General features: G+C 36.0%; 14 protein-coding genes. 8 read left to right on the top strand and 6 right to left on the bottom strand.

Going from position 1 to position 18,620, the window contains the following annotated elements; all coding sequences use genetic code 11:
• The first annotated feature begins 58 nt into the window (after window positions 1-58).
• The 3 genes from SUDEN_RS03915 (at window position 59) to SUDEN_RS03905 (ending at window position 4,586) form a co-directional block, all read left to right on the top strand.
• Entirely contained in the window at window positions 59-1,231 is a 1,173-nt protein-coding gene (locus SUDEN_RS03915; protein ID WP_011372380.1) for a filamentous hemagglutinin N-terminal domain-containing protein, read from the top strand.
• 275 nt (window positions 1,232-1,506) lie between these two features.
• Window positions 1,507-2,871 carry a GLUG motif-containing protein gene (locus SUDEN_RS03910; RefSeq protein WP_011372379.1) on the top strand — a complete coding sequence of 455 codons (1,365 nt, stop codon included), beginning with the start codon at window positions 1,507-1,509 and terminating at the stop codon, window positions 2,869-2,871.
• A gap of 11 nt (window positions 2,872-2,882) precedes the next feature.
• Window positions 2,883-4,586 (top strand): ShlB/FhaC/HecB family hemolysin secretion/activation protein, encoded by a 1,704-nt coding sequence (locus SUDEN_RS03905; protein ID WP_011371647.1) that lies wholly within the window; start codon window positions 2,883-2,885, stop codon window positions 4,584-4,586.
• Window positions 4,587-4,773: 187 nt separating this feature from the next.
• On the opposite strand, the gene SUDEN_RS03900 is transcribed toward SUDEN_RS03905, so the two are convergent.
• Window positions 4,774-6,111 carry a deoxyguanosinetriphosphate triphosphohydrolase gene (locus SUDEN_RS03900; protein WP_011372378.1) on the bottom strand — a complete coding sequence of 446 codons (1,338 nt, stop codon included), beginning with the start codon at window positions 6,109-6,111 and terminating at the stop codon, window positions 4,774-4,776.
• A 166-nt stretch (window positions 6,112-6,277) separates the two neighbouring features.
• On the opposite strand from SUDEN_RS03900, the gene SUDEN_RS03895 reads away from it, so the two are divergent.
• Window positions 6,278-7,060, top strand: coding sequence for an EI24 domain-containing protein (locus SUDEN_RS03895; protein ID WP_011372377.1), 783 nt, complete (start codon window positions 6,278-6,280; stop codon window positions 7,058-7,060).
• Here SUDEN_RS03895 and SUDEN_RS03890 read toward each other — a convergent pair.
• Window positions 7,054-7,476 carry a hypothetical protein gene (locus SUDEN_RS03890; RefSeq protein ID WP_011372376.1) on the bottom strand — a complete coding sequence of 141 codons (423 nt, stop codon included), beginning with the start codon at window positions 7,474-7,476 and terminating at the stop codon, window positions 7,054-7,056. The two genes, SUDEN_RS03895 and SUDEN_RS03890, sit on opposite strands and share 7 nt — an antisense overlap.
• A 108-nt stretch (window positions 7,477-7,584) precedes the next feature.
• Between SUDEN_RS03890 and trpB the strand changes: the two genes are divergently transcribed.
• Window positions 7,585-8,796, top strand: coding sequence for a tryptophan synthase subunit beta (gene trpB, locus SUDEN_RS03885; protein WP_011372375.1), 1,212 nt, complete (start codon window positions 7,585-7,587; stop codon window positions 8,794-8,796).
• 6 nt (window positions 8,797-8,802) lie between these two features.
• On the opposite strand, the gene SUDEN_RS11245 is transcribed toward trpB, so the two are convergent.
• The 3 genes from SUDEN_RS11245 to SUDEN_RS03870 form a co-directional block, all read right to left on the bottom strand.
• Window positions 8,803-9,342 (bottom strand): c-type cytochrome, encoded by a 540-nt coding sequence (locus SUDEN_RS11245; RefSeq protein WP_011372374.1) that lies wholly within the window; start codon window positions 9,340-9,342, stop codon window positions 8,803-8,805.
• 40 nt (window positions 9,343-9,382) lie between these two features.
• On the bottom strand, window positions 9,383-11,461 hold the full coding sequence (locus SUDEN_RS03875) for an ATP-dependent helicase (protein ID WP_011372373.1): 2,079 nt from the start codon (window positions 11,459-11,461) through the stop codon (window positions 9,383-9,385).
• A 95-nt stretch (window positions 11,462-11,556) separates the two neighbouring features.
• Entirely contained in the window at window positions 11,557-12,054 is a 498-nt protein-coding gene (locus SUDEN_RS03870; protein ID WP_011372372.1) for a rubrerythrin family protein, read from the bottom strand.
• Between the two features lie 126 nt (window positions 12,055-12,180).
• Between SUDEN_RS03870 and SUDEN_RS03865 the strand changes: the two genes are divergently transcribed.
• The 3 genes from SUDEN_RS03865 (at window position 12,181) to SUDEN_RS03855 (ending at window position 17,425) form a co-directional block, all read left to right on the top strand.
• Complete coding sequence (locus SUDEN_RS03865; RefSeq protein WP_011372371.1) at window positions 12,181-13,005, top strand: GGDEF domain-containing protein; 825 nt, start codon at window positions 12,181-12,183, stop codon at window positions 13,003-13,005.
• A 148-nt stretch (window positions 13,006-13,153) separates the two neighbouring features.
• Window positions 13,154-15,781 carry a valine--tRNA ligase gene (locus tag SUDEN_RS03860; RefSeq protein ID WP_011372370.1) on the top strand — a complete coding sequence of 876 codons (2,628 nt, stop codon included), beginning with the start codon at window positions 13,154-13,156 and terminating at the stop codon, window positions 15,779-15,781.
• Between the two features lie 6 nt (window positions 15,782-15,787).
• Window positions 15,788-17,425 (top strand): SulP family inorganic anion transporter, encoded by a 1,638-nt coding sequence (locus SUDEN_RS03855; RefSeq protein WP_011372369.1) that lies wholly within the window; start codon window positions 15,788-15,790, stop codon window positions 17,423-17,425.
• Here SUDEN_RS03855 and SUDEN_RS03850 read toward each other — a convergent pair.
• Complete coding sequence (locus SUDEN_RS03850) at window positions 17,409-18,620, bottom strand: EAL domain-containing protein (RefSeq protein WP_011372368.1); 1,212 nt, start codon at window positions 18,618-18,620, stop codon at window positions 17,409-17,411. The genes SUDEN_RS03855 and SUDEN_RS03850 overlap by 17 nt on opposite strands.

Genomic DNA, 18,620 nt, shown 5'->3' with positions numbered 1-18,620 from the left:
AGACTTTGCAAAGACTTTTGGATGTTATAGTTTTATAAAATTTTTACAAGGAAATATCATGAAGTACAATCCAGATTTTAGCTCACGATTTCGCATCCTAAAAGGCGGAAAGATTAGCTTAGTCGTCTCTGCTTTAATAGGAAGTATCACAATACTTTCAGCTTCGCCGACAGGCGGAGTAGTAACAAGCGGTGTTGCAAACATCTCTCAAAGCGGCTCAGCCACCAACATAACCCAAAGCTCCCAAAAAGCCACCATCAACTGGCAAAACTTCTCTATCGGTGCAAATGAGACAGTTAATTTTGCTCAGCCAAATGTAAATGCTATCGCTCTTAACCGTGTAGTTGGAAATGAGAGAAGTGTAATAGAGGGAGCACTAAACGCAAACGGACAAGTTTGGATACTAAACTCAAACGGTGTGCTTTTTAACAAGAGTGCAAGCATAAACACAGCTGGACTTGTAGCTACAACAAAAAATATCTCAGATGCAGACTTTAACGCAGGTAACTATAACTTTACAGGCGAGAGTACAGCAAGCGTTATCAACATGGGAACTATCAACATTACAGATGGCGGTTACGCTTCACTTCTTGCAAATAGTGTAAGAAATGATGGAACTATCACAGCCATAAGAGGAAAGGTAACTTTAACAGGCGCTAGTGAAGCAACTATCAACCTAAATGGAAACTCACTTGTAAATCTAAGAGTAGATAAAGGGGTATTAGATGCACTTGTAGAGAACAAAGGTGCCATTTACGCTGATGGCGGAGAGATTTACTTAACAACAAATGCAGTAAATGAACTTCTAAAAGGTGTTGTAAATAACACAGGTATCATAGAAGCTAACTCTATTGATGGTATAACAGGCAAGGTAGAGCTTTTTGCTCATGGCGGAACTGCTCAAGTCGCTGGAACTATTGAAGCTAAGGATGGGTTTGTAGAGACGAGTGGAAGAAAGTTAGACATTGCAGATGATATAAACATAAAAGCAAATACTTGGCTTTTAGATCCATATAATCTTGAAATCGTTTCAGATGATACAGAAACTATACTTACTGATGATGGTGGTGGTAATGGTATGTATGAAATTGTTGGTAGTCAAGATAATTCAAAAATAAAAGCTTCAACTATTGAGACACAATTAAATAGCGAATCGATAGCAATTGTTTATGTATCTACTCATAATGATGGAGTTACAGAAGGGACTCAAGAGGGAAATATATATATGTAAATGCACCTATTTCATGGAATTCAGATACTGCACTTGCTCTAGTAGCGTCTAAGGATATCTACATAAACAAATCAATCACTGCAACAAATGAGGATGGAAAATTAGTACTTTATTATGGACAAAGTTCTACTGATGGAAAGACATCAGGTGTAGAAGCAAACTACTATGTAAATGCTCCCATAAACCTAAAAGCTGGAGATAATTTCATTACAAAATTAGGAAATAACGATGGTGTAGATCAAACTGTTTGGACAGTAGTAACAGATGCAACTGCTATGCAAGCTATGGAACTAGACGATGATACAAAAAACTACGCTCTAGGAGCTAATATAGTTCTTTATGATACAAATGATAATAACTGGGGCGCTATTGGAACTAGCTCGAATCCATTTCAGGGAGCCTTCGATGGTCTAGGTCATACGGTTTCAAACTTAAATATAAATAAACCTACTGATCAGCTTGCAGGTCTTTTTGGACACATATATTCAGCAACTATTAAAAATATAGGTGTGGTAGATGCAAGTATTATAGGAAAGAGTTATGTAGGAGGGCTTGTCGGATCTAGTAGGAGTAATTCTTCAATATCAAACTCATACTCAACTGGATCTGTAACAGGAAATAATGGATATATCGGTGGGCTTGTTGGATCTAATGGGTCTTCAACAATATCAAACTCATACTCAACTGCATCTGTATCAGGAGGAGATAGTGCAACTGTTGGAGGGCTTGTTGGATTGAATGATTCTTATTCTGCAATATCAAACTCATACTCTAGTTCAACTAGTGTAAAAGGAGGAACTGGTGCAACTCTTGGAGGGCTTGTTGGAGTTGATGATAAGGGTTATGATAATATAGGAGAGATTACCCATTCATACTACGATAAAGATGTAAATACAGGCATGAGTGATGCTGATATTTACGGAAAAACAACAACACAAATGCAGAATATAGCAACATATACAACAGCTATAGAAGATGAAGATAAAAGATGGAATATAACTGAAGATAGCACTATGGATAGTAAGTATAAATATCCAATTTTAGTAACCCAAAATGAAGTAACTTCTTGGAAAATATATAAAGGAACAGAGAGTAGCAACAACGGCGAAAGTTCAAACAACAACGGCGGCTCATCAAATCCACCTGTTGTAGTAACTCCTCCAGTTGTAACTCCGCCAGTTCAAGCTCAAAAGATAGCAGATGTGGTAACAACTATAGTAAACACAAACTCAGTAAAAGTAGAACTTCCTAAAGAGGTAACCACGCAGGTAAATACAAACTTTACATCATCAGTAGCTGCTACAGTTGTAGCACCTAAGACAACTATAACAAGCAGCCCTATGTTGGCAACTCTTGAGACTAAACTTGGTATTACCGCAGGAGAGGGAGTATCTCTATCTTCTATAACTATAGAGGGAACGCCAACAGAAATTGTTACTCTAAGCCAACTCCAAACTATGTCAGATAGCCAACCACAAGCAAATAGCTCAGATAACGCAGCTAGCACTACAGTTACAGAAACTAGAGTAGCCCTTAGCGAAAACTCTATCATAGACCTTATAAACGGTGGAGTGCATCTACCAGAGGGCGTAGATCAACAGTTCTATGTAACTAAAACTCCTAAGAAAAAAAGTAACTAAGGAATAAAGAGATGAAAATAATGAAAATAACAAATTTAACAGCTAAAGCACTGACTTTATCATTTGTAACAAGCTCACTTCTCGTTGGGGCTTCTATCCCCTCAAGCAGCGATATCCAAAGAGAGGTTCAACCTCCAAAAGACCTACCAAAAAAAGTAACTCCTTTGGTTGAAGTAGGTGGTGTGCAAAAGTATGCACCTGTTATGCAAGATGATAAAAGCGGAAAAACAATCTTTGTAAAAAGCTTTAAAATCACAGGTGCTATTCACATGTCAGAATCAAAGCTTCAATCTCTCATTGGCTCTTACATGGACAAAGAGTTAACATTTGCACAGCTTCAAGAGGTAGCTTCTATCATCACTAAAGAGTATCGTGCCAATGGCTACTTTGTGGCTCGTGCTTATATCCCTATTCAGAGTATGCAAGATGGTGTTGTAGAGATTGCAATCATAGAGGGAAACTACGGTAAGTTTATACTAGAGAATAACTCACATGTAAGAACACCGATAGTCCAAGCGATGCTTGATGATGTAAAGAGTGCAAACATAGTAAGCACAAATACACTAGAGCGTGCTATGCTTATCATAAATGACACCCCCGGTGCAAAAGTAACAGCAGCAGATGTTAAACCTAGGCAAGAAGTAGGAACAAGTGACTTTGCTATAACAACAGAAACTAAACCTTGGTACGACGGCTATATTTTAGGCGATAACTACGGAAGCAGATATACAGGCGAAAATAGACTAATGGTAGGAGTAAACCTTAACTCTCTTGCAGGTTTAGGAGATAAGCTCAGTCTAAGTGGGCTTATGAGTAGTGAGAGAGATTTAAAAAACGGAAGAATTGCTTACAGTGTTCCTCTTATGGCAAATGGTCTTAGAGCAGAGGTAGGTTACTCTAAAACAGATTACTCTTTAGCTCAAGAGTACAAATCTCTTGATGCTTATGGAACATCAAACACACTTGATGCAACTCTATCTTATCCAATCATCAGAACAAGATTAGAGACTCTAAGAGTCTCATCTACTCTAGCAATAAAGAGTTTAAATGATAAACAAGCAGGAGTAACCACAAGCGATAAAGATGCTAAGTCAATCAACCTTGCCCTCTCTTACACTAAAGAGCAAAAACTCTTTGGACTTGACTCACAGATAAACTCAGGAGTCTCATACACTTATGGAGATTTAAAGTTTATTGACGCTGCCTCAAAAATAGCAGATGCAGCAGGAGCAAACACACAGGGAAACTACTCTAAAGTAAATGGTTATGTTGGTATTTCAACGCTACTGCCACAAGAGCTAACACTTCAAACTAACCTACAAGCTCAAAAAGCTCTAGGCGGTAAAAACCTTGATGGAAGTGAAGATATGTCCATAGGTGGAAGTAACGGTGTTAAACTATTTCCAGATTCAGAACACAGCGCAGAAAATGCCTTACTCTGGAGTATTGAGTTAACAAGAGCACTCCCTACAATAAATAACTACTCTCATAAATTTGGACTATTCTATGACGTTGGATATGCTTCAATGCAAGATGACAGTAAAGACCCTACTTTTCAAAACAGAACTCTTCAAGATGTAGGAGTAAGTTACTACGCTTCATACAAATCACTATTTGCTAAAGCTCAAGTTGCAACTGCAATAGGTAGTGAAGAAGTAACAAGTGAACCTAAGTACAGCACTAGGGTTTTAGTTCAGGGTGGGGTTAGTTTTTAGTAACTCATACCTCTCTTTTTAACTTTTACATGCTAAGAGTTTTTAGCATGTAAAAATTATTTATAAAAACACTATAAATTCTTCTTTTACTAAATAGTTTTTTGGAACTCTCAGCCCCTTGTGAGTTTCCCCATTTCGAAATAATAGCAGTCATATTCAACCCTTTTAACGTATATCATAATTGAATTTAAATCCCCATCCCGTTTAACTGATTTGCAACATATTTTGCATGATTGTCCGTCATGCCGACTATGTAGTCAACTACTCTTTGATACATGTTGTATAGACTCTGCTCTTTTTTTGGTCTATCTTCTCCCATAAGTTCTAACGCTCTTTTATATCTAAAAGATAGTTTTGTCTCATCCTCTTTTTTATAAAAATCATAGGTTGCATGTATTAGGTTATCAAGCAGAGTTTCTATGATGTTGTAAGCTCCAAGCTCTAGCTCTATCTTTCTTTTTTCATTAAATATTTTTGCACTTGCTAGTTTTTTTGCCTCTTTTATAGCACTTTTATACTCTTTGTTTATAAAAAGCTCTATCAAATCTCTAGGCTGTTCATCACTCATAATTGCATCAAAATTATCTTCAAATACTCCCATTGTATGAAGAGCTAAATTATGAATTGAGATAGCAACAAGCCTTGAGACTTTTTTAATATCAGAATAATCATTATCTTCATATATCACCTCAACTTCTCTCTCGCCGCAGATAAGTGAAAAGATATTTTTTGTATCTTTGAGTGTTATGATTTTAAGTTCAACCGCATCTTGGAGGTCAAGTAATCCATAGCAGATATCATCAGCTGCTTCCATGAGATATGAGAGCGGATGTCTTTTGTAACTTCCATCTTTTCTAGATAACCCCAACTCGTCAAACATGAGCTTAAAAAACTCCGCTTCGCTTTGAAAGAAATTAAACTTTGATTTACATGTAAATTTGCATCTATTTGACGCATAAGGATACTTTACCAAAGCACCAAGTGTTGCAAAAGTGAGCCTCATTCCACCATTAAAAAGATTGTTCTCTATCTGGCTTACAACTCTAAAACTCTGTGCATTTCCATCAATATGAATAAAATCTTCAAGTTCATCTTCTGAGAGCTCTTTTAAAAAAGTTTCATTTTTCTTTTTATTGAACCACTCTTTTATAACCTCTTCTCCAGCATGTCCAAAAGGCGGATTTCCAATATCATGTGCCAAACATGCAGTTTGAATAATGTATGCCACATCATAAGGGTCAATATCTGTTTGAGGATATTTTTTACTTAAAAACTCCCCTGCTCTAAGCCCGAGGCTTCGTCCGACACTTGCAACTTCTAGGCTATGTGTGAGTCTATTGTGAACATGGTCGTTTTTTGAGAGCGGATGAACTTGCGTCTTTTTTGAGAGTCTTCTAAAAGAGTTTGAAAATATTACTCTGTCATAATCTTTATGAAAACTGCTTCGATAATATTGCTGTTGCTCATCCTCTTTTATCTCATCTTTATTGCAATATCTTTGGTTTGAGAGTAGCTTTTTAAACATACTTATCTCCACATGTAAAAATTTTATATTGTTATATCACAATTTACATAATATCGCTACTTTTACAAAAACGAAATCTTAACTTTTTTTTGATAGACTACTGTCATTTGAGCCATCTTTATTTCGCTCAAGAGCTAAAATTAAACCAAAAATTATGGAGCAGAAGATGAGTGAAAAAGAGATACTTCTAAGAAGTATAAAAGATTTTCTAACACCAAAAATGCTCAAATACTCCATACTCCCTTTTATAATCAGCCTAGTAGTTTTGTATATAGTTTTTTTTGTTATTGCTGGTATAGGTGTTGAACACTTAAGTACACTTAATGTTGAGAGTTCTCAAACTACTATAGTGGATGGAGTGCCTCACACAGAGAATTTTAATGCTACTCTGAGTGACTCTTCAATGCTAAAATTTTTGATGCACTATGCAATATCTTCATGGCTCGCTGCATTTTTTATCTACGCTCTTGGCGCTTTTTTGGCTATCTACTTCTCTATTTTTTTAGCAGTTATCATTATAGGTTTTTTAACTCCCTCTATTTTGAGAGAACTTCAAAAGAGCTCATATAGTGATATTTCGATGATAGGTTATTCAAATCTTCCCAGTGCTCTATTTTTAGCACTAAAATCAGCTCTCATTATGATTCTGCTCTTTATTTTATTGATTCCTTTTTACTTCATCCCATTTTTAAATATTATTGCTCTAAACCTGCCTATGTACTACTTTTTCCATAAAATGCTCCTCTTTGACGTATCTTCTAGCATCTGCACAAAAGAGGAAGCTAAAAATATAGCTTACTTTAAAGCAAATAATTTAAGATTAAAAACAGCCCTGCTCTATCTTATATCTTTAGTGCCATTTGCGATATTTTTTGTAGCAATATTTTTTGTTATCTATCTAGGACACACCTACTTTTTAGCAACAAGAGAGTTAAGAGAGCCTCAGTAACTACTTTTTATCTCCATCTCATTAATCATCTCTTTTATCAAAGGCTCAAACAGCTCTCTACTCTTCTCTCCTTTGTAATCTTTATAAGCGTTATATAGCTTTTTATCTTGAAAGAAAAGCTCTATTGAGACTAAGCCATCAAAGCTATAATCAGATGATGTTTTTGAGAGCGGATTTGTACATGTCTTCTTATAATCTCTATGTTCAACTCTTAATCTATACTCTGAGTTCCCTACCAAAAACCCTCTGCTTTGCATTATTTCGCTTACACTTTTTTTAGAAAACTCATCACTAGCAACAATCTCTACACTTTTAATATCTATTCCAACTCTGCTTTTATCATAGATATTTGTATATATCACTCCATCACATCCTGCAAAAAGCGCTACTAATATAAATAAAATAATATTTTTCATACTTATCTTTCTTATAAATTTTTATTATTCTAACAAAATAATAGCTATTTATAAGAAATTTTATCTCTAAATGGCTACAATCTCTGCAAAAAAAATGGAAAAACAACTATGCAAAAACCCTATTTGGAATCTATGCCTGATGAGAACGGCTTTTTTGGAAAATTTGGAGGTGCGTATCTTCCGCCCCAACTTGAGGCTACTTATGCCGAAATAAGCAGAGCATACGACAAGCTCTCAAAATCTTTTGATTTTATAAATGAGCTTAAAAAGATAAGAAAACACTATCAAGGAAGACCTACTCCTATTACATACTGCAGAAACCTCTCTGATTTTGTTGGCGGAGGGCAGATTTATCTAAAGAGAGAGGATCTAAATCACACTGGCGCACACAAGTTAAACCACTGTATGGCTGAAGCTCTTGTAGCAAAATACCTTGGCAAAACAAAGCTAATCGCAGAAACAGGAGCTGGTCAGCATGGGGTAGCATTAGCTACTGCTGCGGCTTATTTTGGGCTTGAGTGTGAGATACATATGGGCGAAGTTGATATTGCCAAAGAGTATCCGAATGTTGTTAGAATGAAGATTTTAGGTGCTAAAGTAGTTCCAGCAACTCATGGGTTAAAAACACTTAAAGAGGCGGTTGACAGTGCTTTTGATGCTTATTTAAAAGATACAGAGACTCAACTATTTGCAATCGGCTCTGTAGTTGGACCTCACCCTTTTCCAAAAATGGTAAGAGATTTTCAAAGCGTAGTAGGATTTGAAGCAAAAGAGCAGTTTTTAGAGATGACGGGTCGTCTTCCAGATATGGTAACTGCATGTGTAGGCGGAGGAAGCAACGCTATGGGAATTTTCAGTGCTTTTATTGAAGATAGTGTAAAGCTTTATGCTGTAGAGCCAGCTGGAAAAGGTGATAAAATTGGTGAACATAGCGCTAGTCTTACTTATGGTAAAGAGGGCATCATGCATGGCTTTAACTCTATCATGCTTCAAGATGAAGAGGGAAATCCCGCTCCAGTGCACTCTATTGGAAGCGGTATAGATTACCCATCAGTTGGACCTGAACACGCTTATCTAAATAGTATCGGAAGAACAAATATAGGGCTATGCAGTGACACAGAATCAATAGATGCTTTTTATAAACTCTCTCAACATGAGGGAATCATTCCAGCATTAGAATCTGCACATGCCGTAGCCTTTGCTATGAAGTACGCAAAAGAGAATCCTAAAGAGTCTATTTTGGTAAATCTTAGCGGAAGAGGAGACAAAGATATAGACTTTGTAGTTGAAAACTATCCAATTCCTACAAAGTGGGCGTAAATTTGTTTATAACTTTGAGATGTAAGTAGATAGAGCTTCTATCTCTGCATCGCCTAGTTTAGATACTTGTGCACCCATTAAGCCTTTCATAGCTCCACCGTAAGTTCCATTTTTATAACCATGAAGTGCATCTGATAACTTCTTAGCATCCCAGCCTTTGATAATTTGTGATTTGTTAAGTGCAGATTTTGAACCATCTACTCCATGGCATCCTGCACAAACTTTGTATAAACTAGCAGCATCAACTGTTGTAGCAGTTGCGATTGCTTCTTCTACTTGAGCCTTTTTTTCTTCAATTACTTCTGTAGCAGAAGCTTTTGCCTCTTCAACAACTGCCTTTATACCTACAACTCCCTCTTTTACATCTTCTTTAACACTCTCTTTAATCTCTTGAGCAGCCTCTTTTGTCTCCTTAAGAACCTCTTTTGCCTCTTGTTTTACTTCAGCAACTGCTGCTTTAACCTCAGTTTTCGAACTCTTTGTAGCATCATCACTACATCCAACCATAAACAGCGTTAGCGCTGTAAATAAAATCACTCTTATCATCTTATACTCCTTTGTATATGCTGATATTATACTTTAAATTTCACTCCTCTTTGCTCTCTTCTTTTAAAACCATCTCTCTGTAAGCCTCATCTTTGGGCACAAGAGAAGCTTCATATAGAAACTGTGATGGTACAAAGTTTAACTTTTTTATCTTGTCATATTTTGCATAACTAAGATAAAGAATATCTTTTGCACGAGTAACAGCCACATAAAAGAGCCTTCTCTCCTCATCAAGTGAACCGCCACGCTGCATAAGTTTTCTATTTGGAAATCGTCCATCCATCAAATCAACTATGTAAACCTCTTTATACTCTAAACCTTTTGAGGCGTGAACACTCAAAAGATTCACACCCTCGCCTTGCGTCAAGTCTGAAGAGCCTAGTATCATAGCGTTTAAAAATCGCTCATGTTCACTATATGGCTTTGAGAGCTCCTCTAATAAAACCATTTTTCTAGCTATATTTGATAGTGAATCAGCCTTCTGCTTCTCATCAATCGTGCCATCTTTTAGGAGTGCTCTTCTGTTTGAGAGATACTCTGCTATGTATTTGTATATCTCTGACTTAGCAATTTTTGCGACAATAACTCTAGGCTCTCTGACGCCCTTTAAATCTCTATAAAGAAGATAAAAATCATGCAAAAATGTAGCATTTTCTTTTGTTAGTTTAGGATGTTTTAAAATTGGGTTGCGCATAAACTTATCTTCAAATCCGCACTTTGCAAACTTACCCACACTTCCAAGTTCTAAAAAGTCATCAAAAAGCCCCAGCTGTTGGTTTAATTTTCGCTTCTCAAAAGGGTTGCTAATTGACTCATCAGGAGCATAAAGTCCATAAAAAACACTCCCATGACCGAGCATCTTTAGAGCAAGATAAAGCTCTTTTGCCACAGCACTTCCAACACCTCTAGCAAACTCAAAAAGGTGGATAAACGCCATCATATCAGACTCATTTATCAAAAGTGTGTAAAAATCCAAAACTGCTTTTACCTCACGTGAATCAAAAAAACTCGTTCCCCCTTTTCTCTTACATGTAATGCCAAGCTCACGAAGTCCTACTTCTATACCATCGGCAGAGGAGTTATTTCTAAAGATAACTGCTATCTCATCTCGTGGGGTTTGTGTGTTACTTATCTTAAAAGCTATATCGTGATACTGATCAAAAAGTTCGTCATAAGCAAGAAGTCTTGGTGGATGACTATCATGAACACGTGTTACCTCAAGTTTTTTTGGGTAAATCCGCTCATTATGCTCTATAACTTTTGTTGCAAGAGACAAAATAGGCACTGTTGAGCGATAATTTTTTGTAAGAGTATGAACTTTGGCTGAGGGAAATTTTGTAGAAAAAGAGCCTATTATTGAAATATCTGCACCATTAAATGCGTAAATACTCTGATCATAATCCCCAACACAAAAAAGTGATGGCGGATTCATTGCATCTATTAGAGTGCCTTGAAGTGCGTTGGTGTCTTGATACTCATCAACAAGCACCTCTTTATATCCTAGCTCTTTTGTTTTGCACATCTCTCTAAAATTTAAAAGCAAATCATTAAAATTTACAAAACCATACTCTCTCTTTAGCGCTTCAAACTCATCTACAATATCTGCATAAATCATAGCAAAGAGTTCGTGTTCTGGATATTTGAACTTTATCCAATCTTCAAAGTGCGTATTTAATTCTGTATTTTGGTAAAAAGAGTAAACATCATAAAGATAATTTCCTCCATAAGGCGTTATCTCCGCTCCCAAATGCCCAAATGAGCGTTTTTCGTAAACACTTCTAAAGAGAGTTTTTAACTCACGCTGCTGCTTAAGCACAACCTTTTTATCATGTTTTTTAAGCCATCTATAACTAACCGCATGAAAAGTCCCAGCATCTATCTTAGAGGCTATATCTTTTCCAAAAAATTCAGCCACACGAGAGACCATCTCTGCTGCTGATTTATTAGTAAATGTAAGAAGCAGTATCTGTGAAGGCTCAACGCCATTTTCTAAGAGATGAGCGATGCGACCAACTATAGTAGAAGTTTTACCAGTCCCAGCAGAAGCAATGATAAGATTTTGAAGCTCTTTAGAAGTTGCTGCTACATACTGCTCTTCATTTAAACGAGAAAGTGGCAAAGATGAAGCTCCTCTAAAAATTTTAAGAGTGAGATTGTACTAAGATAAGCTTGATTTAGATTTATTTTTAAAATGCTCCAAGAAGAGCATTTTAATTAGATTTGAACAAAGCCTGCTGGTTTTACACCACAAATAGGGCAGTTATTTTCTGGAAAACCTATCTCTATGTAGCCACACAGTGGACATAGGTAAATCCCGACTTCATCAATATCTTTACCCTCTTTTACAGCTTTTAATGCTTTTTTATACAACTCTGCATGAACCTTCTCAGCCTCTATAGCCCAGCCAAACATCTTTTTTGCTTTATGCCCATCAGCAACAGCTTGCTCATACATAGGCGGGTACATATCTTCAAACTCATAAGTCTCCCCACCGATTGCTGCTTCAAGATTTTCAAGCGTTGAGCCAATTTTATCCATAGCTTTTAGATGCCCCTCAGCGTGGATTCTCTCCGCTTCTGCAGTTGTTCTAAAAAGTTTTGCAATATTTTTAAAACCATCTTTTTCTGCCTGTTTTGCAAACGCACTATATTTTTGATACGCTCCGCTCTCTCCACTAAATGCTACTTCTAAATTCTCTTTTGTATTTGCCATATTAAACTCCTAGTAATTTTTATTTTATTGACTAAGTACCATTGTATCTATATTGGACTTAATTGGAAATAGAACATGATAAGCGCTATAATAGCCTTATTAAAAAGATTAAGTAGGGTGTGTTATATGCAACAAGCTAATAAAAAATTATTACAAATAATATCTAACGAAACAAAAAACAGCATTAAAGATATGGATGTTGTGACACCTGCTATTTATACTGAAATATTTTCAAAATTTGCATTATCACATGATACGGATATAACTCAAGAAAGTAAAATTGCCGAGAACCTCTTGAGTCAAAAAATAACTCTTCTTACTAATTTACAAGAGTCAACATCTAATAATGCAAAAAAATTAAGTGAAAATACAGACAAAGCTCTCTTAGCTATAAAAGAGAAGAATGAATCAACCCTTAAAGATATTTTTAAAGAGACACAAGAGCTTCAACGCGAAATTGAAAGATTGAAAAAATCTGTTTATAAAGATGAACTAACCAACGTACATAACAGAAAATGGCTACATGACTATTGTTTAGAAGATGATTCTCAGAACTTCAAAGAGAGTGGTACCCTAGTGATTACAGATTTAAACTATTTTAAAATCATAAATGATACTTATGGACATATAATAGGTGATAAAGTCCTAATCTACATAGCAGGTCAGCTTAAAAAAACCAAAGAGAGCGTTGTTAGGTATGGTGGAGATGAGTTTATTGTAATCTTTAATGATTCGACCTCAACAGAAGATGTGTCTTCAATAATGAATAAGATAAGAGAAGATGTTATTAAAAAATCTTTGTTCGTCAAAGAGTCTTCATTTAAAGTAAGTTTCTCTTTTGGTAGCTGCAGATTTAATAAAGGTGACTTACTCTCAGATGTAATTGAATCTGCCGATAACAACATGTATCAAGATAAACTTGAGATAAAAAAAAGAGTTACAGGTATTTAAATAAAATCTCAAAAGGATAAATTAAGCGTACTTAAGCAGAGTAAATGAGTCACACAAACAGGCAATATAGAACTTATTATAAGTAGAGCCTCACATCTTTTTAGATATAATCTCAAACTTTTAAACTACAAAAATCAAGGTAATAAATATGTCAAACAGCTACGAACCACAACTTACTGAAGATAAGTTTTACAAAATTTGGGAAGAGAGAGGCTACTTTGAAGTAGATTCTAACAAGAGTATTCAAGAAGAGGGAAAAAACTTCTCTATCATGATGCCTCCTCCAAATGTAACTGGACGTCTTCACATAGGTCATGCACTCACATTTACACTTCAAGATATTATTACCCGTTACAAGAGAATGGACGGTTATAAAACTCTATGGCAACCTGGAACCGACCATGCAGGAATCGCAACTCAAAATGTAGTTGAGAAACAACTTCTTGCTGAGGGAACGACTAAAGAGGAGATTGGCAGAGAAGCGTTTTTAAAGAGAGCTTGGGAGTGGAAAGCAGAATCTGCTGGCATTATGACAAGCCAACTTCGCAAAATGGGAGTTAGCCCTGCATGGAAGCGTGAGCGTTTTACTATGGATGACGGGCTTCAAAAATCTGTAAAAGAGGCTTTTGTTCATCTCTACAATCAAGGTCTGATAGTTCGCGGAAACTACATGGTAAACTGGTGTACACATGATGGCGCACTTAGCGATATAGAAGTTGAACATGAAGACCATGACGGAAAGTTTTACCACATAAAGTACCCTTTTGCTGATGGAAGCGGATTTGTTGAAGTTGCAACAACAAGACCTGAGACATACTTTGGCGATACAGCGGTTATGGTTCATCCTGATGATGAGCGTTATAAGCATCTAATCGGTAAAAAAATCAAACTTCCACTACTTCAGAGAGAAGTTTCTATCATCGCCGATTCACATGTAGCTATGGATTTTGGAACGGGGGTTGTAAAAGTTACACCTGCACATGACCAAAATGACTATGAAGTTGGTAAGCGTCATGACTTAGAGTTTATCACTGTTTTTGATGAAAAGGGTATCTTAAATGAGTACGCTGGAGAATTCAAAGGTTTAGAGCGTTTAGAAGCTCGTGACATTATTATGAAAAGACTTTATGAAGAAGGTTTTGTAGTAAAAATTGAAGAGCATAAACATCAAGTAGGGCACTGTTACAGATGTAAAAACATTGTTGAGCCTTATATCTCAAAACAGTGGTTTGTAAGAAGTGAAGTTGCTCGTAAATCTATCGAGAAAACAAACAACGGAGAAGCTAAATTTTTTCCTCCTCACTGGATAAACTCATACAACTCTTGGATGGGTGATTTGCGTGATTGGTGTATCTCTCGTCAGCTTTGGTGGGGACATCAAATTCCTGTATTTTACTGTGGGGATTGCGACAACGAATGGGCTTCACTCAAAGATGAAGAGCATACATGTCCAAAGTGTGCTTCAAAAAATATCTCTCAAGACCCTGATGTTCTAGATACTTGGTTTAGCTCTGCTCTTTGGCCGTTTTCAACTTTAGGCTGGGGGAATGGCGACGCTTCTATGGACAAACTCTTTAGTTCACAGGATATGAAAGATTTTTATCCAAATTCGCTTCTAATAACTGGTTTTGACATCCTCTTTTTCTGGGTAGCTAGAATGATGATGATGGGTGAGAGTTTTGTAGGCGAACTTCCATTTAACCATATCTACCTTCATGCACTTGTTCGTGATGAGCATGGACAAAAGATGTCTAAATCAAAAGGCAATGTAATCGACCCGCTTGACATGGTAGAAAAATACAGTGCCGACATACTTCGTTTTACTCTTGCGATAAGTGCTGCTCAAGGGCGTGATATAAGAATGAGTACGGACAAACTCGAGCAAAACCGTAACTTTACAAATAAACTCTACAATGCCGCAAAATTCTTACAGATGAACGTTGATACTTTCCCTGATTTAAAAGGGTTTTGTGTTGAGAGCCCACTTGGACGTTACATGTTATCTCGCCTAAATGTAGCAACACAAGAGGTTCGCTCATGTATGGATGAGTACAGATTTAACGACGCTGCAACTGTACTTTACCGCTTTTTATGGAATGAGTTTTGTGACTGGGGAATCGAGCTAAGCAAAGCAGACAAAGGCTCAATTGTAGAGCTTGGAGCTATCTTTAAAGAGTCGATGAAACTTCTTCATCCATTTATGCCATTTATCACAGAGTATCTCTACCATGAGCTAAGCGGTACTACACTTGAAGCTTCAGAGTCGATTATGATTATGAAGTACCCTTACAAAACAAAAGTTCGCACAAAAGATGAAGCGAGATTTGAGATAATCATGGATGCTATTATCTCTATTAGACGTGCTAAAGTTTTGGTTGATTTGGCAAACCAAAAGATAGAAAAAGCTTATGTTAAGATAGACAACATAAGTGAAGATGAAAAAGAGATGATGAGACCTTTTATAGCTAGACTTGCTAAGGTTGATGTAGTTGAATTTACAAATGAAAAAATCCCAGACTCAGTTAGTGATATTAGCCAAATGTGTGAAACTTTTATACCGACTCAGAGTATTGATTTAACTCCGATTATCTCAAAGCTTACAAAGCAAGATGAAAAGCTACAAAAAGAGATAGACAAACTCTCTTCAATGTTAAATAATGAGCGTTTCGTTGCTAATGCTCCTGAGGATGTTTTAGTAAAAAACAGAGAGCTTTTGGCGGATGCGTCAGATAAGCAGAGCAAAGTTAAAGAGCAATTAGAATCTTTACAATGCTAAGATAAAATGAACAATATTTTTGAACCTAAGTTTTTTAGTCTTCTTAAGAGTGGGATTAATAAAGAGCGTTTAAGCAGTGATATTTTTGCAGGGATTGTTGTAGGAATTGTCGCACTTCCTCTCTCTATAGCTTTTGCAGTTGCCTCTGGAGTATCTCCTGAGAAAGGTTTAATCACAGCGATAGTAGCTGGTTTTATCATCTCCATTCTTGGCGGAAGCAGAGTTCAAATCGGCGGTCCAACTGGAGCTTTTATAGTTATACTCTACGCTATTGTTGAGGAGTATGGTATAGATGGACTTATGATATCAACTATAATGGCTGGAGTTTTCTTAGTCATATTTGGCTTTTTGCGCCTTGGAAATCTCTTAAAATATTTTCCTCATCCCCTAATTGTTGGCTTTACAAGCGGTATAGCTGTTGTAATATTTTCAACTCAAATCAAAGATGCGCTGGGCTTAAATATAGAGAAATTACCATCAGAATTTTTTCATAAATGGCTGACCTACTTTTCAAACATAGGTGATACAAATCTTTACGCTCTCCTATTAAGCATTGTTACAATTCTCATAACGATATACTCAAAAAAAGTAACAACAAAAGTCCCTGGCTCTTTTATAGCAATTATCGCTGTTACTCTTTTTGTTCAAATCGCCTCTATTCCTGTGACAACAATTGAGACTTTTTTTGGTGAAATTCCAAACAGCTTTGCTCTACAATTTCCTAACATAGAGCTAAGTAACCTCTACATGTACTTAGCTCCTGCTCTTACTATTGCACTTCTTGGAGGAGTAGAGTCACTCCTCTCAGCAGTTGTAGCTGATGGTATGATTGGTGGTAACCACCGCTCAAATACTGAACTCATAGCTCAAGGAGTTGCGAACATAGTTACTCCATTTTTTGGAGGCATCGCTGCAACTGGAGCAATTGCAAGAACTGCTACAAATGTAAAAAATGGCGGACGCACCCCAATAGCTGGGATAGTTCACTCTTTGACACTGCTTTTGATTATGCTTATCTTTGCAAGTTATGCAAAACTTATTCCTATGTCCGCACTTGCAGGAATACTTATAGTAGTTTCATATAACATGAGTGAGTGGCGCTCTTTTGTCTCCATTCTAAGAGGCTCGAATTTTGACATTATCGTACTTCTTAGCACCTTTTTGCTTACTGTTTTTGTTGATTTAACAATTGCTATACAGATAGGCGTTGTGCTCTCCTCTCTTTTATTTATGAAGAGAATGGCTGATATCGGCATTAAAACTCAAGTTGACAGTGACGTGCTAGAGGATTACTCTGAAGTTCCTAAAGGAATATCTATCTATGAAATTAGCGGTCCATTCTTTTTTGCTTCTGCAAAACAATATACAGAGGTTATAAAGAATGTAGGAATAAAAAGCAAAATCCTAATCATAAGAATGCGTCATGTTCCTTTTGTTGACTCAACAGCACTTCATAATTTCCAAGAGACAATAAAAACATTACAACAACTAGATGTAAAAATCGTACTCTCTGGAGTTCAAAACTCTGTACTTGAGGATTTGAAAAAAGATGGCATAACCTCTTTAATAGGTGATGAAAATATACACGACTCCTTTACAAAAGCCCTAAAATATGCAAAAGAACTAATTACAAATCTTCGCTAGGTTCTCCAAAACAGTAGCCTTGCGAGTATTCAATGCCAAGCTCTTTTACTTTTTGTTGCACATCTTCGTTGTGAACAAACTCCGCTATTATTTTAATATTGCTCTTTTTACATAAAAGCACTATCGCTTCTACAATAGTTAAACTTTTTTTATCGCTTAATATATTTTTTATAAAAGAGCCATCAATCTTTAGATAATCTGGAGAAAACTCTATTAATCTTGAAAAGTTTGAACTTCTGCTTCCAAAATCATCTATAGAAATCTTAAAACCATGATATCTAAGAGAGTTTAGCTGTGTTAAAATCTCTTTAGTATCTAGAGTGTCAATATCTTCTAAAATCTCTAACGCCACCCTTGATGGGCTTATATTATATTTTTTTGCATTTTTTAAAAGATACTCTTCTAAAAAATTAAGATATAGATCTGTACTAGTTATATTTATAGAAAATTCATACTCAGTGTTACTAAATTTTTTATAACTCTGCTCAATTACAGTTTTTGTAACTAAAGAGAGCGTGCCTGTTAGTTTTGAAGCTTCCATAAACCTTAGCGGAGGAGTTAAAATTCCATTTTCAACTATTCTAATTAGGCACTCATATTTTTCTATTTTATCAGTTGCATTATTTAATATTGGTTGATAATATGTAATCAACCTCTCCTCTTCAAAAGCCTCTTTTATTTTATGTACCCAATAGATATTTTCCTGCTGTTTTTTTATAAAAACAGAAGTTGAATCATAGATCTTAAATGAGCCACGCTTGTACTCTCTAAGCTCTTTAATCGCAATTCTTGCATGGTTTAAAATCTCTGCTCCCGAACCGATAGATATTCCTATGCTTACTGAGACTTTTAAAATAATTTCATCTGAGATATATATCTCACTTTGATCAAAAAAAGAGATAATAGAACTTGCTATATCTGAGAGCTTTTGTGAGCTCATTATATCTGTAGATACAACAGCAAATTCATCTGAGTTAACTCTAAATAGTTTTGAACTATTTGGTTTTGCTAAATTAAGAAGACGTGTTATCTCAACAAGAGCAAGGTCTCCTACTTCAAAACCATAAGCATTGTTAATATTGTTAAAGTTATCAATATCTATTAAGAAAAGATTTACATTTTTCACACTTTGTAAATATTCTATAAGGGAGAACCTGTTTTCGATATTTGTTAATGTATCATTCTTTTTAGTCAT

It is taken from the genome of Sulfurimonas denitrificans DSM 1251 (genome assembly GCF_000012965.1).
In the GTDB taxonomy this organism is placed as follows: Bacteria; Campylobacterota; Campylobacteria; order Campylobacterales; family Sulfurimonadaceae; genus Sulfurimonas; species Sulfurimonas denitrificans.
This window is presented reverse-complemented; position numbering and strand designations above follow the sequence as displayed.